An 18,288-nucleotide genomic window follows, 5' to 3' on the forward strand; every position below is an offset into this window, starting at 1 on the left:
CCCGGCGGGGAACCGGACACGGCCCGGCGATACTGGACCCATGACGCTCAGCCGCCGCCTCTCCTGGTTCCTGCTCGCCTTCGGGGTGTGGAGCTGGGTCATCTGGATCACTTTCGTCAAGAACCTCGTCAAGGACGGCAGCGGGCTGGCCTTCGACCATGGTCGTCCGACCGCGTACTTCTGGGTGCACCTGCTGCTGGCCGTCGTCTCCTTCGTATTGGGGACGGTCATCGGGGGCATCGGGTTGCGTGGTCTGCGCACACTGCGCCGCACGTCATAACCGGGTTCGTCCGGTCCGATGATCACGTAACATCCAGGTCGAATTGACCAACTGTCGCGGTTGTCCGCTTGGCTGGAGAAAGACCTCCATGCCCCGACCAGGGACGATCGCGCAAGGGGGAAGGAAAAGACCAGGATGACGTCATCGAGTCTGCGCCGGCGCGTCGCCGGAACCGCCGCCACCGTTCTTCTGATCGGTGCCGGCGCCCTGGCGGCCGCGCCGTCGGCGGCGGCCAAGGCCAACCTGCTGTCCATCGACAAGGTGTCCCTGCACACCCCCGGGCTGCAGGTGAAGGTCACCTACTCCTGCGACGTCGGCATGGACCACGAACTGGTGGCCAACGCCACGACGCTCAACCACAGCCCGCACGACCAGTCCATCGCCGCGGGCACCGTCAAGAAGGACCGGCTGGTCTGCGACTACGACCAGCATGTCGCGCTGGTGACCATGCGCCCGGCCGCGGGCTCGCACTTCGACAAGGGGGACAAGGTCGAGGTCACCGTCTTCTACTTCGACAACGACGGCTTCAGGTACGGCGACACGGAGACGGCCGCCGTCCTGTAGGACAGCGTCGCGATGGTGCCCTCCCTGACTGGAATCGCTCCCATCCCTGTGCAGGACCTGTGAAACCCGGAAGAAACAACTCCTGGGTAAGTTCTTGCTCATCTGGTCAGAAAGCCCTTCCCCCGGATCAAACTCCTGTGATTAGGTGAGCCGCGTCACTTGGGGGAGTGGCCAAATCGTGCTGGCCAGGGGTAGGGCCTGTAGGGGTCCTGGGGAGGGCACCATCCATGCGATCTGTTCGCATGCGCATTCTCGTGACGCTGCTCGTGCTCGCGGTCGTGGGAATCGGCGGCTGGCAACTGCTGCCGTCGCAGGAGAACAAGAACAAGACGATCACGGTCGGTACGACGGACGCCGTCACGGACCTGGACCCGGCCGGCGCCTATGACGCCGGTTCCTGGGCCTTGTTCAGCAACGTCTTCCAGTCGCTGCTGACCTTCGAGCCGGGCGGGGTCACCCCCGTCCCGGACGCGGCGAAGGGCTGTGCCTTCCAGGGCTCGGACCTGAAGACGTACCGCTGCACCCTGCGCTCCGGGATCACCTTCCCGAGCGGGCGCGCGATGACGGCCGAGGACGTGAAGTACTCCTTCGACCGGGTCAGGAAGATCAACTCCGATGTCGGCCCGGCGTCGCTGTTCTCCACGCTCGGCTCGGTGAGCGCCGACGACGCCACCACCGTCACCTTCCATCTGACCTCCCCGGACGCCACCTGGCCGCTGAAGGTCGCCACCGGCGCCGGGTCGATCGTCGACAAGGACGCGTACCCGGCGAAGGCCCTGCGCACCGGCGCCTCGGTCGACGGCACCGGCCCGTACACGCTGACGTCGTACACGAAGGACGAGAAGGCCGAACTCGCGCCGAACAAGCGCTACAGGGGCGACATCGGCGGCACCGGACGGCCGGTCGAGCTGCGCTACTACACCGACTCGGCGAAGCTCGACAGCGCCTGGAAGGGCGGGCAGGTCGACGTCGCCACCCGGACCCTGTCGCCGGGCGTGCTCGCCCAGCTGAACCCGAGCGACCCCAACAAGCGCGTCACCGAGACCGACAGCGCCGAGACCCGCAACCTGTACCTCAACACGCGCGCGAACTCCCCGCTGCACGACGTGCGGGTGCGCCGCGCGATGGCCTGGCTGGTCAACCGCGAGCAGCTGGCCGCGACGGTCTACCGGGGCACCGTCGACCCGCTGTACTCGCTGATCCCGACCGGTATCACCGGCCATGCCACGTCCTTCTTCGACGACTACCCGGCGCAGTCCGTCGCCAAGGCCCGCGCGCTGCTCACCCAGGCCGGCGTGAGCCTGCCGGTGCGCTTCACCTTCGGCTACGGCATCGGGCACGGCGCCGGCGCCGAGGAGGCCGCGCAGCTCAAGCAGCAGCTGGAGGCGAGCGGCCTGTTCCAGGTGGACGTCAAGGGCTACGAGTGGACCGACTTCCAGAAGCGCTGGGCCGCCGGGAAGATGGACGCGTGGGCGGTCGGCTGGGTGGCCGACTACCCCGACCCGGACACCTTCGGCGCCGCCCTCGTCGGCTCCGGCTCCACGATGAGCACCGGCTACAGCAACAAGGTGGTCGACCATCTCATCCAGGACAGCCAGCAGTTCGCCGACCGCAGCGAGACCGTGAACGACTTCAAGGACATCCAGGCGGACGTCGCCCAGGACGTCCCGCTGATCCCGCTGTGGCAGCGCAAGGACTACGTGGTCAGCACCGAGGACGTCGGCGGCGGCCAGTACCTGGACGACGGCACGGGCGTCTTCCGGCTGTGGCGCCTGAACTGGATCTGATCAACCGCCCTGCCGCGCACGCCCCTTGGAGTCCTTGGGCTCCTTCGTCCGGGGGTCCGGCAGGGCGCGGGTCATGCCGGGCAGGAAGTCCGTGAACAGCTCGTGGACCTCCAGGACCAGGGGGCGCAGCACCCGGAAGCGGGCGAGCGCCACGCCGCGGGCGGTCAGCCGGGCGCCGCGCCGGGCCAGCCGGTAGCTGCGCTCGCGCCCCTCGGTCCGGTCGAAGATCCAGTACAGGACGAGCCCCATCTGGGCGAGCCACATCAACTCCGGGAGCACGTCCCGCAGTTCGGGCGACACCTTGGACCTGGACCCGGCCAGCACCTCCCGGTGGATGGCGATCGCCTGGGCGCGGGCGGGCGCGCTCTCCGGCGAGAAGGGGCTGAGCGGGCTGTCGGGATCGGCGGCGTTCTTGAAGAACTGCACGGCGAACTCGTGGTACGGCCGGGCGATGTCGAGCCACACGGTGAGCACGCCCGCGAGCCGCTCCTCAAGGCCCGTCTCCCGGTCCAGGACCTCCCGCACCGCGGCCTGCTGCTCGGCGGCGATCCGGTCGTAGAAACCCTGGATCAGGTGCTCCTTGCCCGCGAAGTAGTAGTAGGCGTTGCCGACGGAGACCCCGGCCTCCTGCGCGATGGCCCGCATCGTGGTCTTGTCGTACCCGCGCTCCTGGAACAACCGCATCGCGGTCTCCAGGATCAGCGCACGGGTCTGCTCGGACTTGCTGCTGGGGGAGTCGGCCGGCTCCGGGCCGTCGTTCATCGCGGGCACGGTAGAAGAGCCTAGTCAGTGCGGGCGGGCCCGCCGTCAGCCCCTGCGTCCCAGTTCCCGGCGTTTGGTGTAGTCCGTGAAGCCGAGGATGTTGCCCCAGGGGTCGGCGATCTCGACGGTCCAGCCGGTGACCGTCCGGAACGCCTCGTCGAGCGGCGGGATCCCGGCCTCGGTCAGCCGCCGTGCCGCCGTCCGCGCGTCCGGTACCTCCAGCCAGATCCGCGGGGACGGCCACGGCGGCGTCCGGCGCATCAGCGCCTCCTCGACCCGCAGCAGGATCCCCGGCGTCTCCGCGCCGACCCGCAGCTGCGCGATCCCGGCCTCGTCGAAGCGGAACCTCACGCCGAATCCGGCCCGCTCGTAGAACGCGACGGCCTCGCCGAGGTCGCCGACGGGCAGCAGGACGTTGTCGAAGCCGAGCAGTTCGTACGACTCATCGTCTGACATGACGTCAGATTAGAACCGGCCCGCCGGGAAACCCGACCAAAACGCCCGAGGGCCCCGCTTCCGGAGTCGGAAGCGGGGCCCTCGGTGCGGTGGGCCGTGAGGCTCAGTAGCGGCGCGTGATCAGGGCGCGCTTGACCTCCTGGATCGCCTTCGTGACCTCGATACCGCGCGGGCAGGCGTCCGTGCAGTTGAAGGTCGTGCGGCAACGCCACACGCCGTCACGGTCGTTCAGGATCTCCAGGCGCTGCTCGCCCGCCTCGTCACGGCTGTCGAAGATGAAGCGGTGGGCGTTCACGATCGCGGCCGGACCGAAGTACTGGCCGTCGTTCCAGAACACCGGGCAGGACGACGTGCACGCGGCGCACAGGATGCACTTGGTGGTGTCGTCGAAGCGCTCGCGGTCCTCGGCCGACTGCAGACGCTCACGCGTCGGCTCGTTCGTGTCCTTGGTGACCAGGAACGGCATGACGTCCCGGTACGCCTGGAAGAACGGCTCCATGTCGACGACCAGGTCCTTCAGGACCGTCAGGCCCTTGATGGGCTCGACCGTGATCGGCTTCTCGGGGTTGATGTCCTTGATCAGCGTCTTGCAGGCGAGGCGGTTCTTGCCGTTGATCCGCATTGCGTCCGAGCCGCAGATGCCGTGCGCGCACGAGCGGCGGAAGGTGAGGGTGCCGTCGACGTCCCACTTGATCTTGTGGAGGCCGTCGAGGACACGCTCCTTCGGGTCGATCTCCAGCTGGAAGTCTTCCCAGGTCGCCTCCGCCGAGACCTCCGGGTTGAACCGGCGGATCCGGAAGGTGACCGTGATCAGGTGCGAGGAGGCCGCGGCCTCCGCCTCCACCTTGTCCAGAACGGGGGTAGCCATCAGTACTTACGCTCCATCGGCTGGTAGCGGGTCTGGACGACCGGCTTGTAGTCGAGACGGATGGACTCGGTGCCGTCGTCGCCCACCTCGCGGTACGCCATGGTGTGGCGCATGAAGTTGACGTCGTCGCGGTTCGGGTAGTCCTCGCGGTAGTGACCGCCGCGGGACTCCTTGCGGGCCAGGGCGGAGGTCGCCATGACCTCGGCGAGGTCGAGCAGGTTGCCCAGCTCGATGGCCTCCAGCAGGTCCGTGTTGAACCGCTTGCCCTTGTCCTGGATCGAGACGTTCTTGTAGCGCTCGCGCAGCTCGGCGATCTTCTCGACGGCCGTCTTGATCGTCTGCTCGGTGCGGAACACCATGACGTTGGCGTCCATGGTCTCCTGCAGCTCCTTGCGGAGCGTGGCCACCCGCTCGTTGCCGGTGGACTCGCGCAGCCGCTCGATCTGCTCGACGACGAACGCCTCCGGGTTCTCCGGCAGCTCGACGAAGTCGGCCTTCTGGGCGTACTCGGCGGCGGCGATGCCCGAACGGCGGCCGAACACGTTGATGTCCAGCAGCGAGTTGGTGCCGAGGCGGTTGGCGCCGTGCACGGAGACACAGGCGACCTCGCCGGCCGCGTACAGGCCCGGGACGACGGTGGTGTTGTCCGACAGGACCTCACCCTGGACGTTCGTCGGGATGCCGCCCATCGCGTAGTGCGCGGTCGGCTGGATCGGGATCGGGTCCGTGTACGGCTCGATGCCGAGGTAGGTCCGCGCGAACTCGGTGATGTCCGGGAGCTTGGCGTCCAGCTGCTCCGGCGGCAGGTGGGTCAGGTCCAGGTAGACGTGGTCGCCCTCGGGACCGCAGCCGCGGCCCTCGCGGATCTCCGTGTAGATGGAGCGGGAGACGACGTCACGGGACGCGAGGTCCTTCATGACCGGCGCGTACTTCTCCATGAAGCGCTCGCCGTCCTTGTTGCGCAGGATGCCGCCCTCACCGCGGGCGCCCTCCGTCAGCAGGATGCCCATGCGCCAGATGCCGGTCGGGTGGAACTGGAAGAACTCCATGTCCTCCAGCGGCAGACCCCGGCGGTAGCACGCGGCCTGGCCGTCACCGGTCAGGGTGTGCGCGTTGGAGGTCACCTTGAAGAACTTGCCGGTGCCGCCGGAGGCGTAGATGACCGACTTCGCCTGGAAGATGTGGATCTCACCGGTCGCCAGCTCGTACGCCACCACACCGGCGGAGTGCTTGACGCCGTCGACCTCGGTGATCAGCTGGTCCAGGACGTAGAACTCGTTGAAGAACTCCACGCCCTCCTTGACGCAGTTCTGGTACAGCGTCTGGAGGATCATGTGGCCGGTGCGGTCGGCCGCGTAGCAGGCGCGGCGGACCGGGGCCTCGCCGTGGTTGCGGGAGTGACCGCCGAAGCGGCGCTGGTCGATCTCGCCCTTGGGCGTCCGGTTGAACGGCAGGCCCATCTTCTCCAGGTCGAGGACGGCGTCGATGGCCTCCTTCGCCAGGATCTCGGCGGCGTCCTGGTCGACCAGGTAGTCACCGCCCTTGATCGTGTCGAAGGTGTGCCACTCCCAGTTGTCCTCCTCCACGTTGGCGAGCGCGGCGGCCATGCCGCCCTGCGCGGCGCCCGTGTGGGAGCGGGTGGGGTAGAGCTTGGTCAGCACGGCGGTGCGGCTGCGCTTCGTCGACTCGATGGCCGCACGCATGCCCGCGCCGCCGGCGCCGACGATGACGGTGTCGTACTTGTGGATCTTCATGATTCTCGCAGCCCCGTGCCTAGCGGATGTTCGGGTCGAAGGTGAAGATCACCAGCGAGCCAAGCAGGATGGTGAACACCGTGGCGGTGTAGAGCAGGCCCTTGAGCCACAGCCGGGTGTTCGCGCGCTCCGCGTAGTCGTTGATGACCGTGCGCAGGCCGTTGGCGCCGTGCAGCATGGCGAGCCACAGCATCAGCAGGTCCCAGACCTGCCAGAACGGGGAGGCCCAGCGGCCGGCCACGAAGGCGAAGCCGATCTTGGAGACGCCGCCGTCCAGCACGAGCTGGATCAGCAGGTGGCCGAGGACCAGGACGACCAGCACGACGCCGGACAGGCGCATGAACAGCCAGGCGGCCAGCTCGAAGTTGCCCCGGGTGGACTTGGGGGTCTTCTTCGTGCGCTTGCGCGGGGCCTCGATCAGCGGGGCCGGGTTGTCGACGTCGTAGAACGAGCCGCCCTCGACGGGGCCGACACCGGACGCGGTGGTTTCAGTCGTGGACATCGGCGTCAGCTCCCGAACAGGACACGAGCGGCGTGGCCGAGCACGGGGTAGATCGCGCCGACCATCAGGACGATCCAGACACCCATCACGGTCCAGAACATCTGCTTCTGGTAGCGCGGGCCCTTCGACCAGAAGTCGACGGCGATGACGCGCAGGCCGTTGAGTGCGTGGAAGAGGATGGCGGCGACGAGGCCGTATTCGAGGCACGCGACGATCGGCGTCTTGTACGTGGCTACGACCTTGTCGTAGTCCTCAGGGGAGACACGCACGAGAGCGGTGTCCAGCACGTGGACGAACAGGAAGAAGAAGATGAGGACGCCGGTGACTCGGTGAGCCACCCAGGACCACATTCCTTCCCGGCCGCGGTACAGCGTTCCAGCCGGCACGGAAGTCCCTCCGGGAGCGGGGATTGGGGCCGCGCCGGCTTCTCTGTCGGTCGGGCCCGGCCGGGTACGGTCCACCGGCCCCCAGCATCGTATCCATGCGGTGCGGTGGCGCTTACGGGGGGCCTACCGGTGTGATCAAACTGGCACCGGATGGGGTATCGGCCGGGCGGCTACTGGGGTGGGGTGTCCGGTTATCTGCCGACTGCCGGTGCGTTGGGGCTGGCCGCGCCCCGCGGCGGAGCCGCTGACGGATGCAGCCCCGCGCCCCCCAGGGAAACTGCCAGCCGGTTCCTTGCAAGGCGGCGGAGCTCCTCCGCGGCTACCACCCGCTCCTCCTCCGGATCGTTTGTCAATCGTGATCGGATGGCTTCGAGGACGCGGTCGAGGGCCTCGTCCGGGTGGACGTCGCCCAGGTAGATGACGAACGTGTGGCCGAATCGGGCCTCGTACGCCGCGTGTGCCGCGCTCAGTGCCATGTGGGCCGCCGAATACGTGCCCTCGGGGAGCTCGGGCAGCGACTCGCCCGCCAGGGCCTCCGACAGGTCGCCCGGGGACAGGTCGTACGCCGCTTCGTCCGCCGCGGCCAGGAGGGCGTCCAGGTCGGGGTAGGGGCGGTGGTCCGCGATGCGGCGGGACCAGCGCAGGCTGTGCAGGCAGCGCAGGAGGAGGGCGTGGGCCTCGTCGGTGGGGGCCGCGTTGAAGGCGTCGAGGGGCCTGGGGAGAGACGGCAGGCGGTGGGCGGGCAGCGTGGGTCCTCGCGTCACATGTGGTGTGCAGGGGATGCTGTGAAAGATGTGTCGTCAGGTTATCGAGAGTGGTCACTCTGTGTCTTCGCGATGCCTGAAATTCACTCGTATGGAAGTGTTTCGGAACGCGGAGATGACGGGTGAACGCGGGAACACCCGTACGTTGGCCCGGTGACCCAGCACAGGCGCCGTGACTCGGCGCAGCAGGTGATACGCAAGCGGGCCGTCGTGGCGGCCGCGTTCGTCGGGACCGTCGCGCTCGGCGTCGGGGTCGGTGTGTGGGCCTCGTCGGGCGGCGGGGGGACGGGAGGCGCGGCGCAGTCGGCGTCCGGCGGCGCGGCGGCCGCGAGCCCCACGCCGAGCCGGTCCTACCCGCTGTCCCGGGCGCCGGAGACGATACCCGCGGTGCGCGCCTTCACGGCGGCGCGCGGTCCGGGCTGGAGTCCGCAGAAGGGCGACCGGGTGGTGATCGGCGACGCCGCACTGGCAGGCACGGGGCGGCTCATCGCCGGGGAGCTGGGCATCGCCTACGCGGGACAGAAGGACAAGGACGACGTCCGGGCGGGGGACGTCCGGCTCGCGCTCGGCGGCGGGGACGGGAACCAGGAGTCGTACACGATGACCGTCCGCGACGGGCGGGTGGACATCGGCGGACCCGGCGCGGCGGGGGTGTTCTACGGGACCCGCACGCTGAAGCAGGAGGTCCACGGCGGCGGTACGGCGCCGGAGGGGGTCGTGCGGGACGAACCTGCCAAGCAGGTGCGCGGATTCATGCTCGACATCGCGCGCAAGCCGTTCTCCGAGTCCTGGATCGAGGACCGGATACGCGAGCTGGGGGACCTGAAGTTCAACGAGCTGGGGCTGCACTTCTCCGACGACCAGGCCTTCCGGATCGAGTCCGGCAGTCACCCCGAGATCGTCTCCCCGGACCATCTGACCAGGGCGCAGGTCCAGAAGATCGTGGCGCTGGCGGACAGCCGGCACCTCACCGTCGTGCCCGAGATCGACTCGCCGGGGCATCTGGGCGCCGTCCTCGCCGCCCACCCCGACCTGCGCCTGCGCAACGCGAACGGGGTGCCGACGACAGGCGCGATCGACATCTCCAAGCCCGCGTCCGCGAAAATCGTGGACGATCTGCTGAACGAGTACGCGGGCCTGTTCACCGGCAACCGGTGGAACCTGGGCGGCGACGAGTACCAGGCGCTGACCGTGACGAACCCGCAGGTCTCGTACCCGCAGCTCGGGGCCGCCGCGCGCCGGGCCTACGGCTCCGGCGGCACCGTCGCCGACCTGACCACCGGCTGGCTGGCCGACCGCGCCGACACCGTCCGCGCCCACGACCGGACCGTCCGGGTCTGGAACGACGGCTTCTTCAAGGACACCTCCGTGCAGCCTGCGGGGGACCTCCAGGTCGCCTACTGGACCGGCAAGGAGCTGGGCGCCCGGCAGCCGGCGGAGTACCTGAGCGCGGGCCGGAAGGTCGTCAACTACAACGACGAGTTCCTCTACTACGTCCTCGGCCAGCCGCAGACCTTCGTCTACCCGACCGGGCGGCGCATCTACGAGCAGTGGACCCCCAGGGTGCTGCGCGGCACGTCCGCCGTACCGGCGCGCTACGACGGGCAGATCCTCGGCGGGTCGTTCGCCGTGTGGTGCGACTTCCCGAACGCGCAGACCGAGGCGCAGGTCGCGGCCGGGATCCGGCTGCCGTTGCGGGCGACGGTGCAGAAGCTGTGGGACCCGGGCAAGCCGGACCTGTCCTGGGCGGACTTCCAGCGACTTTCGGCCACGCTGGGGTGAACGGGCGGTGAGCGTGAGCTCCCTGTGACACCCGGTGGAGTCCCGACGCAGTAAGGGGAAGGACGGGGTCCGTACCGGTCGGCGCCCTGGCGTCGAGGGAGACATTCATGAGCCTGGTGGAGCAGATCGCGCAGGCCGACGAACGCGGGCTGGCCGCCAGTGGGTTGGCTTGTTTGGATCGGTGCCTGCCGTTGCTCGGCGCCGACGACGAGCTGCTGCGGCCCCTGTGGGCGAGCCTCGCCGACGGCTCCGACTGGGCCGCGAGCCTGGAGCGGGCCCGGCACAGCGTCGACGCCGCCGAACCGGCCGGGAACGAGGCCGAGCGGCTGGCGCGGCGGATGCTGGAGGGGGCTCCGGCCGTGCGCACCGCCGCGGCGGTACGGCCCTGGGCCGACGCCTGCTCGGTCGCCTCGCTGCGGATCCACCGGCTGCTGGACCCCGCCGCCGACGACACCCCGCGCGCCCAGGTCCTCGACTCCGGGCGCGCGGGAGACACGGAGGACCTGCCGCCGCTGGTCGCCGCGGAGCTGCGCCGCCAGCGCACCGTCCTGGACCTCCTCGCCGAGCACGGCACCCACGGACTGCGCGGCGCCCTGGACGTCTCGGTGGAGGGGCGCCGGGTGCTGCGGGCGGTGGTGTCGAGGCGGGCGCGCAGTGCTCCGTGAAGGCGCCGGGGAGGTACGCCGGCGGGCGGTCCTGTGATCGGCCTGCGGCGGACCTGGGGTGGACCTGGGGTGGTCCTGAAACGGTTGGCGAATCGATCCGGAACACGGTGACGCTTCGCCCGTCCGGGTCGCTCTTCCCTATGTGACAGCCCAGGACGTGACAGCACAGCAGGAGACCCGGCCGCATGCCGCGGCGAAGCCGCTGCGGTGGGCGGCCGACACCGTGGCGATGGCGCGCGAGGGCGCCCGGGTGCGGCTCGACTACTCGGCGCAGAGCCTGTGGCGGGTGGACCGCATGATCGACGAGATCCGCCGCGAGAGCCCGCCGTACGCCGCTGTCGAGAGCGCGCTGCGCGGCTTCGGCGCCTACGCCGGCGAGGTGATCGTCCGCCAGACGGGCGCCGAGTGGTGGGCGACCGGCGGAGAGCACTGGGTGCGCACCCCCGACGGCCGGATCTGGGACCCCATCGACGAGGCCCGCCGCGCCTACGGCGGCCACGGCTCCCTGCGTCTGCTGTGCCGCGACGCGAGCACCGTCCGGTGACGTTCGCACGACGTGCGGGAGGCCCCGGCACTGTGACGTTTCTGTGAGCTCCGGCGCTGATCTGGCTGGGGGGACGAGCGCGGCGGGAGCGCACCGAATCGCACCGCGCACATTCGCTGGGTACGGACGAGGACGGTTCTTGGGTCACGGAGGGGAACGCCGGCGCCGGCAGGCGCACGACGCCGAGCTGGGCGAGGCCGTCGCACGTGCCCAGGCGGGGGACGAGTCCGCCTTCGCGGTCGCGTACCGCATCGTCCAGCCCGGGCTGCTCGGCTATCTGCGCGGCCTGGTCGGCGACGACGCGGAGGACGTGGCCTCCGACGCCTGGCTGGAGGTCGCCCGGGACCTGCGCCGGTTCAAGGGCGACGGGGCCGGATTCCGCGGCTGGAGCGCCACCATCGCCCGGCACCGGGCCCTGGACCATCTGCGCCGGCAGCGGGTACGGCCCCGGGCGACCGCGCTCGAACAGGACGTACTGGACCTGCCCGGACCGCACAGCACCCACGACCAGGCGCTGGAGTCCCTGTCCACCGAGCGCGCCCTCGAACTGGTCCGGTCACTGCCCCCCGACCAGGCGGAGGCGGTGCTGCTGCGCGTCGTCGTCGGACTGGACGGACCGGCCGCCGCGCGGGTCCTCGGCAAGCGGCCCGGCGCCGTGCGCACGGCCGCGCACCGGGGCCTGAAACGTCTCGCCCGCCAGCTGGGTGTGACGGATGACGGCGCCGGCACGCTGGGGGAGTCGACATGAACCACGGCGGACCGGCACCCGCGACCGCGCGGATGAACGCCGGCGGCCACGGGCCGTATGGAACAAGGCCGGGCCGGGACGCCGCGTGCGCCCCGTGCGACGTGCGGCGTGCGACCGGCCAGGCGGACGGCATGCGTGCGGCAGTTGTGGCGGACAGATCGGACAGGGACGGGAACTGACATGGGTGAACGGCACAGCGGCGGCGGACTGCCCGGCCGTCGGCACGTACACCCCGGCGCGGACGCCGCCCCCGGATCCCGGTCCATCGCCGATGTCCCCGGCGCCGGCCTCGCCGCGCTGGAGGCGAGCCTCGCGGACGTCCTGCGCACCGGCCCCGTCGCCCCCGACGGCGAGCAGCACGCGGTGAGCGCGTTCCGCGCGGCACGGGACGCCGGCCCGCACCGGGCGCGGACCCGGCGCCGGGACGACTGGCGGCCCCGGCAGCCGTGGCGTGCGCGGCTGTCGGTGAAGGCCACGCTCTCGGTGTTCGCCGCGAGCCTCACGCTGGGCGGCGTCGCCGTGGCGGCGATCGGCGCGGTCGGCTCCTCGTCGGGCGGCGACCACGGCGCCGGGCACCCCGCGCACCCGGTGACGAGCGCCCCGGGGCGGGCCGGTGCCGGCGCGTCCGCCGGGTCGTCCGCCGCCCCCGGCGCGCACCCGGACCGCCCGGACACCGCCAAGGACACCCTCGCGCACTGCCGCGCGTACGAGCAGGTCGAGGGTGAGGGCAAGGCGCTCGACGCCACGGCCTGGCAGCGGCTGCTGACGGCCGCGGGCGGCAGGGACCATGTCGCGGCCTACTGCGCCCAGCAGCAGAAGACCGACAGCAGGGGCAAAACCGGTAAATCCATTGATAAGTCCACTGATAAGCCCCAAAGCCCTGCTGTCAAGGACGGAAGTGGTAAATCCGGCCGCTCTGCGGCGAATTCGAAGCCGTCCCACAAGAAGAAGTAACGGCTCGGGAGAAGGAACAGCGGTCCGCCGGGGCAACGGCCGGGGCCGCCACCCCCCACAGGAGAGGCCCCGGCCGTCGCGCGGACGGGCCGCGCGCGGCCCGTACTTCCTACAGCGCCATGCGTGCGTTTTCTGTCACACCCCGATCCCGCGGATGCTCACCCTGCGCACTCCCGCACCTGGTCACGAGTTAGTTGCATCGTCTACAGACTCGTCGACGGACATGGACGAGGACCGCTTTGACGCCGTAACGTGCCTTTCGCGCCGGACCAGGAAACAGGCGTAAAGGGAGTCACGTGCTGGGGGACGACGCGGAGCTGACCGCCGCGGTGCGTGCGGCACAGGACGGGGACGAGACCGCATTTCGTACGGTGTACCGCGCCGTGCAACCGCGGCTGCTCGGTTACGTCCGCACGCTGGTCGGGGATCCGGACGCCGAAGACGTCGCGTCGGAGGCCTGGTTGCAGATCGCCCGCGACCTGGACCGGTTCAGCGGAGACGCCGACAGGTTCCGCGGCTGGGCCGCCCGGATCGCCCGCAACCGCGCTCTGGACCACATACGGATGCGCGGCCGGCGCCCCGCCATAGGCGGCGACGAGACGGAGCTGACCGGCCGGGCCGCCGAGTCCGACACGGCCGGCGAGGCCATCGAGGCGCTGGCCACCGACAGCACCCTCTCCCTCATCGCGCGCCTCCCGCAGGACCAGGCCGAGGCGGTCGTCCTGCGCGTGGTGGTCGGCCTCGACGCCAAGACCGCCGCCGAGACGCTCGGCAAACGCGCCGGCGCCGTACGCACCGCGGCGCACCGAGGCCTGAAGCGGCTCGCGGAGCTGCTCGGCCAGGATCCGGAATCGGCGGGCGCCCTCGACGCGCTCCCACCCCAGCGAGAACCGCGCCGCGGCGCGGTGTCGTCCGCAACTGTGACGCATACGCGTACGCGGACGCAGAAGGACATGTGATGGCCGACGAGCACGACAAGTGGCTGAACCGTGAGACGGCGGAACGTCTGCTGCGCGGTGAGTCGCTGGAAGTCGTCGACGCTCGCGCACGTGACCAGGCCGAACGACTTTCCCGCGCGCTCGGCGCGCTGTCCGCGCAGGGCGCTGCCGCCACCGGTGAACTCCCCGGCGAACAGGCCGCCCTGGCCGCGTTCCGCAAGGCTCGCGAGGCCGCCGAGGCCGAGCGGACCGCCGCCGCCCTCGCCGAGGACGCCTCCGGCGAGCGCTCCGGCACGCCCACTTCGCCCTCCGACGCCGGTCTGATCCGCATCGGCGCCCCGGCCCGCCCGGCCCCCACGGCCCGTACCGGAATCCCGGGCGGCCGTCCCCGTCGCCCCCGTTGGGCCCGCCCCGCGCGCCTGGCGCTCGCCGCGGGAGTGAGCGCGGGCATGCTCGGCGGGGTCGCCATGGCCGTCGGGAGCGGGGTGCTGCCCACGTTCGGGACCGAGCGGCCCGCCCCCGCCACCTCCGTCTCGGCCGACCAGAGCTCCGCCTCACCGCTCGCCTCGGTCTCGCCGTCCGCCCCGGTGAGCCCGGGTCCGGGTGTGCCGAGCGGCGCGGGCGCGAGCCCGGGTGCCACCCCGGGCGCGAGCACCGGACCGCGCCCCGGCGGACCCGCGGGCGCCCCGAGCGGGGTTCCGGGCGGCGGCTGGCAGGACGTCGCCGGGGCCTGCCGGGCCATCCGCGACGGCAAGGCGCCGGACTCCGGCCGGATGCGCACGCTGGAGAACCTGGCGGGCGGGTCCTCGCACATCGACCGCTTCTGCAAGGTGGTCCTGGGTGCCTTCGACTCCGCGTCCGGCGGCAACGGCGGCGACCAGGGAAAGCCCCTGGGCAAGGACAAGGGCAAGGGCCAGGGGAACGGCGGCGGCCAGGGCAAGGGCGGTGACGACCAGGGGCAGGGTGACGGCGGCGGTCACCCGGGAGGCGGCGACCACGGCGGCGACCGCCCCGGTCACGGAGGCGGTCACGGCCAGGGCGGCAACGGCGGCGGATCCCACGGCGACTCCGCTCCGTCAAGCTCCTGACCTGCTCGTTTGTGACCGACGAAATTTTTTCGGCGCGGGGTGTGACGTTTCCGGAGCCTGCGACGCAGTACAGAGTGAGCCGACTGGTCATCGGCCGTCGCACTGAGCCGGGGTTCCCCCCGTACCCACGGCTCGTGCACCTGGCGCGGGCGGGACACGTTCCCCCGGTCCCGCCCGCGCCCTATCTCCTTCGTCGTCTCCTTCACTCCGTCGCCGACGGGTCCGTCACCAGTGGACGACGACCCTGTCGCCCACCCGTACCTGCGCGAACAGCTCCTGGATCGCCGCCCCGTCGCGGACGTTCACGCAGCCGTGCGAGCCGCCCGCGTAGCCGCGCGCCGCGAAGTCGTAGGAGTAGTGCACCGCCTGCCCGCCGCTGAAGAACATCGCGTACGGCATCGGCGAGTGGTAGAGCGTGGAGGTCCAGGTCCGCGCCTTCCAGTAGACGTGGAAGACGCCCTCGCGGGTCGGTGAGTACTGCGCGCCGAAGCGCACCGACATGGCCGACACCGTCCGCCCGTCGACCATCCAGCGCAGCGTCCGAGTCGTCTTGTCGATGCACAGCACGCGCCCGGTCAGACAGCGCGGGTCGGGCGGGCCGGCCGGCTGACCGCCCATCAGGTACAGCTCCCACTCGCCGGGCGGGTGCGTCATCGCCACCAGCCGCTGCCAGGTGACGGTGTCCGTCCGCCCGGTCCGGGGCAGCCCGCGCCTGCCCTGGAACCCCTCGACGGCGCGCTCGGTCAGATCGTCGTACGACCCCGTCGGCCCGTCGAACAGCCAGTCCAGCTGGCGCAGCCGGGCCTGGAGTTCCCGTACGCCGGGCCCGCTGTCGCCCGGCGACCACAGTGCCGGGGAGGGCGGTGCGGCGGTCGGGGCCGGGGCCGTCCGGGCGGTGCGGGGAGCGCCGCCCGACGGCGGTCCGACGCGCACGGGCGGGACGGGTTTGCCGTCGGCGCCGGTCATCGGCTGCACGGTGCAGCCGACGAGGGCGGTGAGGGCGGCGAGAGCGGCGGAGGAGATGCGTACGGCGGCGAGCGGGCCCCTGATGCCCCTGATCCTCATGCCGGGGATGCTTCCCCGCGTGACCGCCGCCGAACTACGGGGCATGGTGAGAGGGGACAAAACGTACGGCGGGCGGAGGCGTTCATGGCAGCTGAGCCGGAGGCACGCGAGTCGGAGTCCGGGCTGCCCATCGAGCCGGTCTACGGGCCGGCCGACCTCACCGGCTGGGACCCGGCGAGGCAATTGGGCGAGCCGGGCGGGTACCCGTTCACGCGCGGGGTCTATCCGAGCATGTACACCGGCCGCCCCTGGACGATGCGCCAGTACGCCGGCTTCGGCACGGCCGCCGAGTCCAACGCCCGCTACCGGCAGCTGATCGCGCACGGCACCACCGGCCTGTCCGTCGCCTTCGACCTGCCCACCCAGATGGGCCACGACTCCGACGCGCCGCTCGCGCACGGCGAGGTGGGCAAGGTCGGCGTGGCCGTCGACTCGGTCGAGGACATGCGGGCGCTGTTCGACGGCATCCCGCTGGACCAGGTCTCGACGTCGATGACGATCAACGCCCCGGCGGCCCTGCTGCTGCTCCTGTACCAGCTGGTGGCGGAGGAGCAGGGCGTCCCGGCGGACCGGCTGACCGGCACGATCCAGAACGACGTGCTGAAGGAGTACATCGCGCGCGGGACGTACATCTTCCCGCCGAAGCCGTCCCTGCGGCTGACGGCGGACATCTTCAGGTACTGCGCCGCCGAGATCCCCCGGTGGAACACGATCTCGATCTCCGGCTACCACATGGCCGAGGCGGGCGCCTCGCCCGTGCAGGAGATCGCGTTCACGCTCGCCGACGGCATCGAGTACGTCCGCACGGCGGTGGCGGCGGGCATGGACGTGGACGCGTTCGCGCCCCGGCTGTCGTTCTTCTTCGTGGCCCGTACGACGCTGCTGGAGGAGATCGCCAAGTTCCGTGCGGCGCGCAGGATCTGGGCGCGGGTGATGAGGGACGAGTTCGGCGCGCGCAACCCCAGGTCGCTGATGCTGCGCTTCCACACCCAGACCGCCGGGGTCCAGCTGACCGCGCAGCAGCCGGAGGTGAACCTCGTCCGGGTCGCCGTCCAGGCCCTCGGCGCGGTGCTCGGCGGCACGCAGTCGCTGCACACCAACTCCTTCGACGAGGCGATCGCGCTGCCGACGGACAAGAGCGCCCGGCTGGCGCTGCGCACCCAGCAGGTGCTGGCGTACGAGACGGACGTGACGGCGACGGTGGATCCGTTCGCGGGGTCGTACGCGGTGGAGCGGATGACGGACGACGTCGAGGCGGCGGCCCTCGCCCTGATGCGCCGGGTCGCGGATCTCGGCGGGGCGGTGGCCGCCATCGAGCAGGGCTTCCAGAAGGCCGAGATCGAGCGGAACGCGTACCGCATCGCCCAGGAGACCGACTCCGGCGAGCGGGTGGTCGTGGGCGTCAACCGCTTCCGGCTGGACGAGGAGGAGCCGTACGCGCCGCTGCGGGTCGACCCGGCGATCGAGGCCCGGCAGGCGGAGCGGCTGGAGCGGCTGCGGGCGCGGCGCGACCGGCGGGCGGTGGACTCGGCGCTGGCCGCGCTGAAGAAGGCGGCCGGGGGCGAGGACAACGCGCTGTATCCGATGCGGGAGGCGCTGCGGGCCCGGGCGACGGTCGGGGAGGTGTGCGACGCGCTGCGGGAGGTGTGGGGGAGGTACGAACCCCATGACGTCTTCTGAGCGGCCGGGCAGGGGGGATTGTCAGACCTCCGTGCGACACTCATTCGCATGTTCGGCGTCATCGATCTCCCCACCTACCTGGCAGGCCTCGCCCTGATCGTGCTGCTGCCCGGTCCCAACTCGCTGTACGTGCTGTCCGTCGCCGCCCGCCGCGGCGTGCGGGCCGGATACACCGCCGCCGCGGGCGTGTTCTGCGGGGACACCGTGCTGATGACGCTGTCCGCGGCCGGTGTCGCCTCCCTGCTGAAGGCCGACGCCGTGCTGTTCGGGATCGTGAAGTACGCGGGCGCCGCGTATCTGACCTGGATGGCGACGGGGATGCTGCGGTCCGCCTGGCAGCTGTGGCGGACGCGGCGGGAGCAGGACGTGGCGCAGGCGGAGCCCGAGCGGGCCGCCGGGGAGCGGCCCTTCAGGCGGGCCCTCGTCGTGAGCCTCTTCAACCCCAAGGCGATCCTGTTCTTCGTCGCCTTCTTCGTGCAGTTCGTCGACCCGGGCTACGCCTACCCGGCCCTCTCCTTCGCCATCCTCGGCGCCTTCGGCCAGCTGGCCAGCTTCCTGTACCTCAGCACGCTGATATTCGGCGGCACCCGGCTCGCCGCCGCGTTCCGGCGCCGCAAGCGGCTGTCGGCCACGGCCACGTCGGCGGCCGGCGCGCTGTTCCTCGGCTTCGCCGTGAAGCTGTCGCTGGCGAGTTCGTAGCC

Annotated in this window: 20 protein-coding genes; 12 read left to right on the forward strand and 8 right to left on the reverse strand. The window is 71.2% G+C overall.

Going from position 1 to position 18,288, the window contains the following annotated elements:
• Nucleotides 1-40: 40 nt before the first annotated feature.
• The 3 genes from ACFC8N_RS29395 (at nt 41) to ACFC8N_RS29405 (ending at nt 2,631) form a co-directional block, all read left to right on the forward strand.
• On the forward strand, nt 41-280 hold the full coding sequence (locus ACFC8N_RS29395; RefSeq protein WP_071370040.1) for an SCO4848 family membrane protein: 240 nt from the start codon (nt 41-43) through the stop codon (nt 278-280).
• A gap of 135 nt (nt 281-415) precedes the next feature.
• Nucleotides 416-844: a hypothetical protein gene (locus ACFC8N_RS29400; protein ID WP_376291131.1), complete on the forward strand. Its 429-nt coding sequence runs from the start codon at nt 416-418 to the stop codon at nt 842-844.
• Nucleotides 845-1,086: 242 nt separating this feature from the next.
• On the forward strand, nt 1,087-2,631 hold the full coding sequence (locus ACFC8N_RS29405; protein WP_356030194.1) for an ABC transporter substrate-binding protein: 1,545 nt from the start codon (nt 1,087-1,089) through the stop codon (nt 2,629-2,631).
• Here the strand turns inward: ACFC8N_RS29405 and ACFC8N_RS29410 are convergent, their stop codons facing one another.
• From ACFC8N_RS29410 to ACFC8N_RS29440, 7 genes are all read right to left on the reverse strand, one after another.
• A complete protein-coding gene (locus tag ACFC8N_RS29410; RefSeq protein ID WP_376291133.1) occupies nt 2,632-3,402 on the reverse strand; it encodes a TetR family transcriptional regulator in 771 nt (256 codons plus the stop codon).
• Nucleotides 3,403-3,438: 36 nt separating this feature from the next.
• Nucleotides 3,439-3,849, reverse strand: a complete 411-nt coding sequence (locus ACFC8N_RS29415; RefSeq protein ID WP_356030197.1) for a VOC family protein — start codon at nt 3,847-3,849, stop codon at nt 3,439-3,441.
• Between the two features lie 103 nt (nt 3,850-3,952).
• Nucleotides 3,953-4,717: a succinate dehydrogenase iron-sulfur subunit gene (locus ACFC8N_RS29420; protein ID WP_356030199.1), complete on the reverse strand. Its 765-nt coding sequence runs from the start codon at nt 4,715-4,717 to the stop codon at nt 3,953-3,955.
• The gene (gene sdhA / locus ACFC8N_RS29425) at nt 4,717-6,471 is read right to left on the reverse strand and encodes a succinate dehydrogenase flavoprotein subunit (protein ID WP_362818256.1); all 1,755 of its coding nucleotides are present in this window, start codon (nt 6,469-6,471) and stop codon (nt 4,717-4,719) included. The genes ACFC8N_RS29420 and sdhA overlap by 1 nt, the downstream gene beginning before the upstream one ends.
• Nucleotides 6,472-6,490: 19 nt before the next feature.
• A complete protein-coding gene (locus ACFC8N_RS29430; RefSeq protein WP_356030203.1) occupies nt 6,491-6,973 on the reverse strand; it encodes a succinate dehydrogenase hydrophobic membrane anchor subunit in 483 nt (160 codons plus the stop codon).
• A gap of 5 nt (nt 6,974-6,978) precedes the next feature.
• Entirely contained in the window at nt 6,979-7,359 is a 381-nt protein-coding gene (gene sdhC, locus ACFC8N_RS29435) for a succinate dehydrogenase, cytochrome b556 subunit (protein WP_079173146.1), read from the reverse strand.
• A gap of 191 nt (nt 7,360-7,550) precedes the next feature.
• On the reverse strand, nt 7,551-8,123 hold the full coding sequence (locus ACFC8N_RS29440; protein ID WP_356030204.1) for a 2-oxo-4-hydroxy-4-carboxy-5-ureidoimidazoline decarboxylase: 573 nt from the start codon (nt 8,121-8,123) through the stop codon (nt 7,551-7,553).
• A 153-nt stretch (nt 8,124-8,276) separates the two neighbouring features.
• Between ACFC8N_RS29440 and ACFC8N_RS29445 the strand changes: the two genes are divergently transcribed.
• The 7 genes from ACFC8N_RS29445 (at nt 8,277) to ACFC8N_RS29475 (ending at nt 14,842) form a co-directional block, all read left to right on the forward strand.
• A complete protein-coding gene (locus ACFC8N_RS29445; protein ID WP_376291138.1) occupies nt 8,277-9,905 on the forward strand; it encodes a glycoside hydrolase family 20 protein in 1,629 nt (542 codons plus the stop codon).
• Between the two features lie 107 nt (nt 9,906-10,012).
• Nucleotides 10,013-10,570, forward strand: coding sequence for a hypothetical protein (locus tag ACFC8N_RS29450; protein WP_376291140.1), 558 nt, complete (start codon nt 10,013-10,015; stop codon nt 10,568-10,570).
• A 157-nt stretch (nt 10,571-10,727) separates the two neighbouring features.
• Entirely contained in the window at nt 10,728-11,114 is a 387-nt protein-coding gene (locus ACFC8N_RS29455; protein ID WP_356030208.1) for a hypothetical protein, read from the forward strand.
• A gap of 139 nt (nt 11,115-11,253) precedes the next feature.
• Nucleotides 11,254-11,862: an RNA polymerase sigma factor gene (locus tag ACFC8N_RS29460; RefSeq protein WP_356030210.1), complete on the forward strand. Its 609-nt coding sequence runs from the start codon at nt 11,254-11,256 to the stop codon at nt 11,860-11,862.
• Nucleotides 11,863-12,042: 180 nt separating this feature from the next.
• Nucleotides 12,043-12,816: a hypothetical protein gene (locus tag ACFC8N_RS29465; protein ID WP_376291142.1), complete on the forward strand. Its 774-nt coding sequence runs from the start codon at nt 12,043-12,045 to the stop codon at nt 12,814-12,816.
• 296 nt (nt 12,817-13,112) lie between these two features.
• The gene (locus ACFC8N_RS29470; RefSeq protein WP_356030214.1) at nt 13,113-13,775 is read left to right on the forward strand and encodes an RNA polymerase sigma factor; all 663 of its coding nucleotides are present in this window, start codon (nt 13,113-13,115) and stop codon (nt 13,773-13,775) included.
• Nucleotides 13,775-14,842, forward strand: a complete 1,068-nt coding sequence (locus ACFC8N_RS29475) for a hypothetical protein (RefSeq protein ID WP_376291146.1) — start codon at nt 13,775-13,777, stop codon at nt 14,840-14,842. The genes ACFC8N_RS29470 and ACFC8N_RS29475 overlap by 1 nt, the downstream gene beginning before the upstream one ends.
• Before the next feature lie 225 nt (nt 14,843-15,067).
• Here the strand turns inward: ACFC8N_RS29475 and ACFC8N_RS29480 are convergent, their stop codons facing one another.
• Entirely contained in the window at nt 15,068-15,907 is an 840-nt protein-coding gene (locus tag ACFC8N_RS29480; RefSeq protein ID WP_356030216.1) for a L,D-transpeptidase family protein, read from the reverse strand.
• Between the two features lie 84 nt (nt 15,908-15,991).
• On the opposite strand from ACFC8N_RS29480, the gene ACFC8N_RS29485 reads away from it, so the two are divergent.
• On the forward strand, nt 15,992-17,587 hold the full coding sequence (locus ACFC8N_RS29485; RefSeq protein ID WP_356030218.1) for a methylmalonyl-CoA mutase family protein: 1,596 nt from the start codon (nt 15,992-15,994) through the stop codon (nt 17,585-17,587).
• A gap of 48 nt (nt 17,588-17,635) precedes the next feature.
• Entirely contained in the window at nt 17,636-18,286 is a 651-nt protein-coding gene (leuE, locus tag ACFC8N_RS29490) for a leucine efflux protein LeuE (protein WP_356030220.1), read from the forward strand.
• The last annotated feature ends 2 nt before the right edge of the window (nt 18,287-18,288 follow it).

It is taken from the genome of Streptomyces sp. NPDC055966, assembly GCF_042269865.1.
Taxonomy (GTDB): Bacteria; Actinomycetota; Actinomycetes; order Streptomycetales; family Streptomycetaceae; genus Streptomyces.

Coding starts and splice junctions, on each gene's coding strand:
- ACFC8N_RS29395 (WP_071370040.1), top strand. CDS start 41: ATGACGCTCAGCCGCCGCCTCTCCTGGTTCCTGCTCGCCTTCGGGGTG.
- ACFC8N_RS29400 (WP_376291131.1), top strand. CDS start 416: ATGACGTCATCGAGTCTGCGCCGGCGCGTCGCCGGAACCGCCGCCACC.
- ACFC8N_RS29405 (WP_356030194.1), top strand. CDS start 1,087: ATGCGCATTCTCGTGACGCTGCTCGTGCTCGCGGTCGTGGGAATCGGC.
- ACFC8N_RS29415 (WP_356030197.1), bottom strand. CDS start 3,849: ATGTCAGACGATGAGTCGTACGAACTGCTCGGCTTCGACAACGTCCTG.
- ACFC8N_RS29420 (WP_356030199.1), bottom strand. CDS start 4,717: ATGGCTACCCCCGTTCTGGACAAGGTGGAGGCGGAGGCCGCGGCCTCC.
- sdhA (WP_362818256.1), bottom strand. CDS start 6,471: ATGAAGATCCACAAGTACGACACCGTCATCGTCGGCGCCGGCGGCGCG.
- ACFC8N_RS29430 (WP_356030203.1), bottom strand. CDS start 6,973: ATGTCCACGACTGAAACCACCGCGTCCGGTGTCGGCCCCGTCGAGGGC.
- ACFC8N_RS29450 (WP_376291140.1), top strand. CDS start 10,013: ATGAGCCTGGTGGAGCAGATCGCGCAGGCCGACGAACGCGGGCTGGCC.
- ACFC8N_RS29465 (WP_376291142.1), top strand. CDS start 12,043: ATGGGTGAACGGCACAGCGGCGGCGGACTGCCCGGCCGTCGGCACGTA.
- ACFC8N_RS29475 (WP_376291146.1), top strand. CDS start 13,775: ATGGCCGACGAGCACGACAAGTGGCTGAACCGTGAGACGGCGGAACGT.
- ACFC8N_RS29480 (WP_356030216.1), bottom strand. CDS start 15,907: ATGAGGATCAGGGGCATCAGGGGCCCGCTCGCCGCCGTACGCATCTCC.
- ACFC8N_RS29485 (WP_356030218.1), top strand. CDS start 15,992: ATGGCAGCTGAGCCGGAGGCACGCGAGTCGGAGTCCGGGCTGCCCATC.
- leuE (WP_356030220.1), top strand. CDS start 17,636: ATGTTCGGCGTCATCGATCTCCCCACCTACCTGGCAGGCCTCGCCCTG.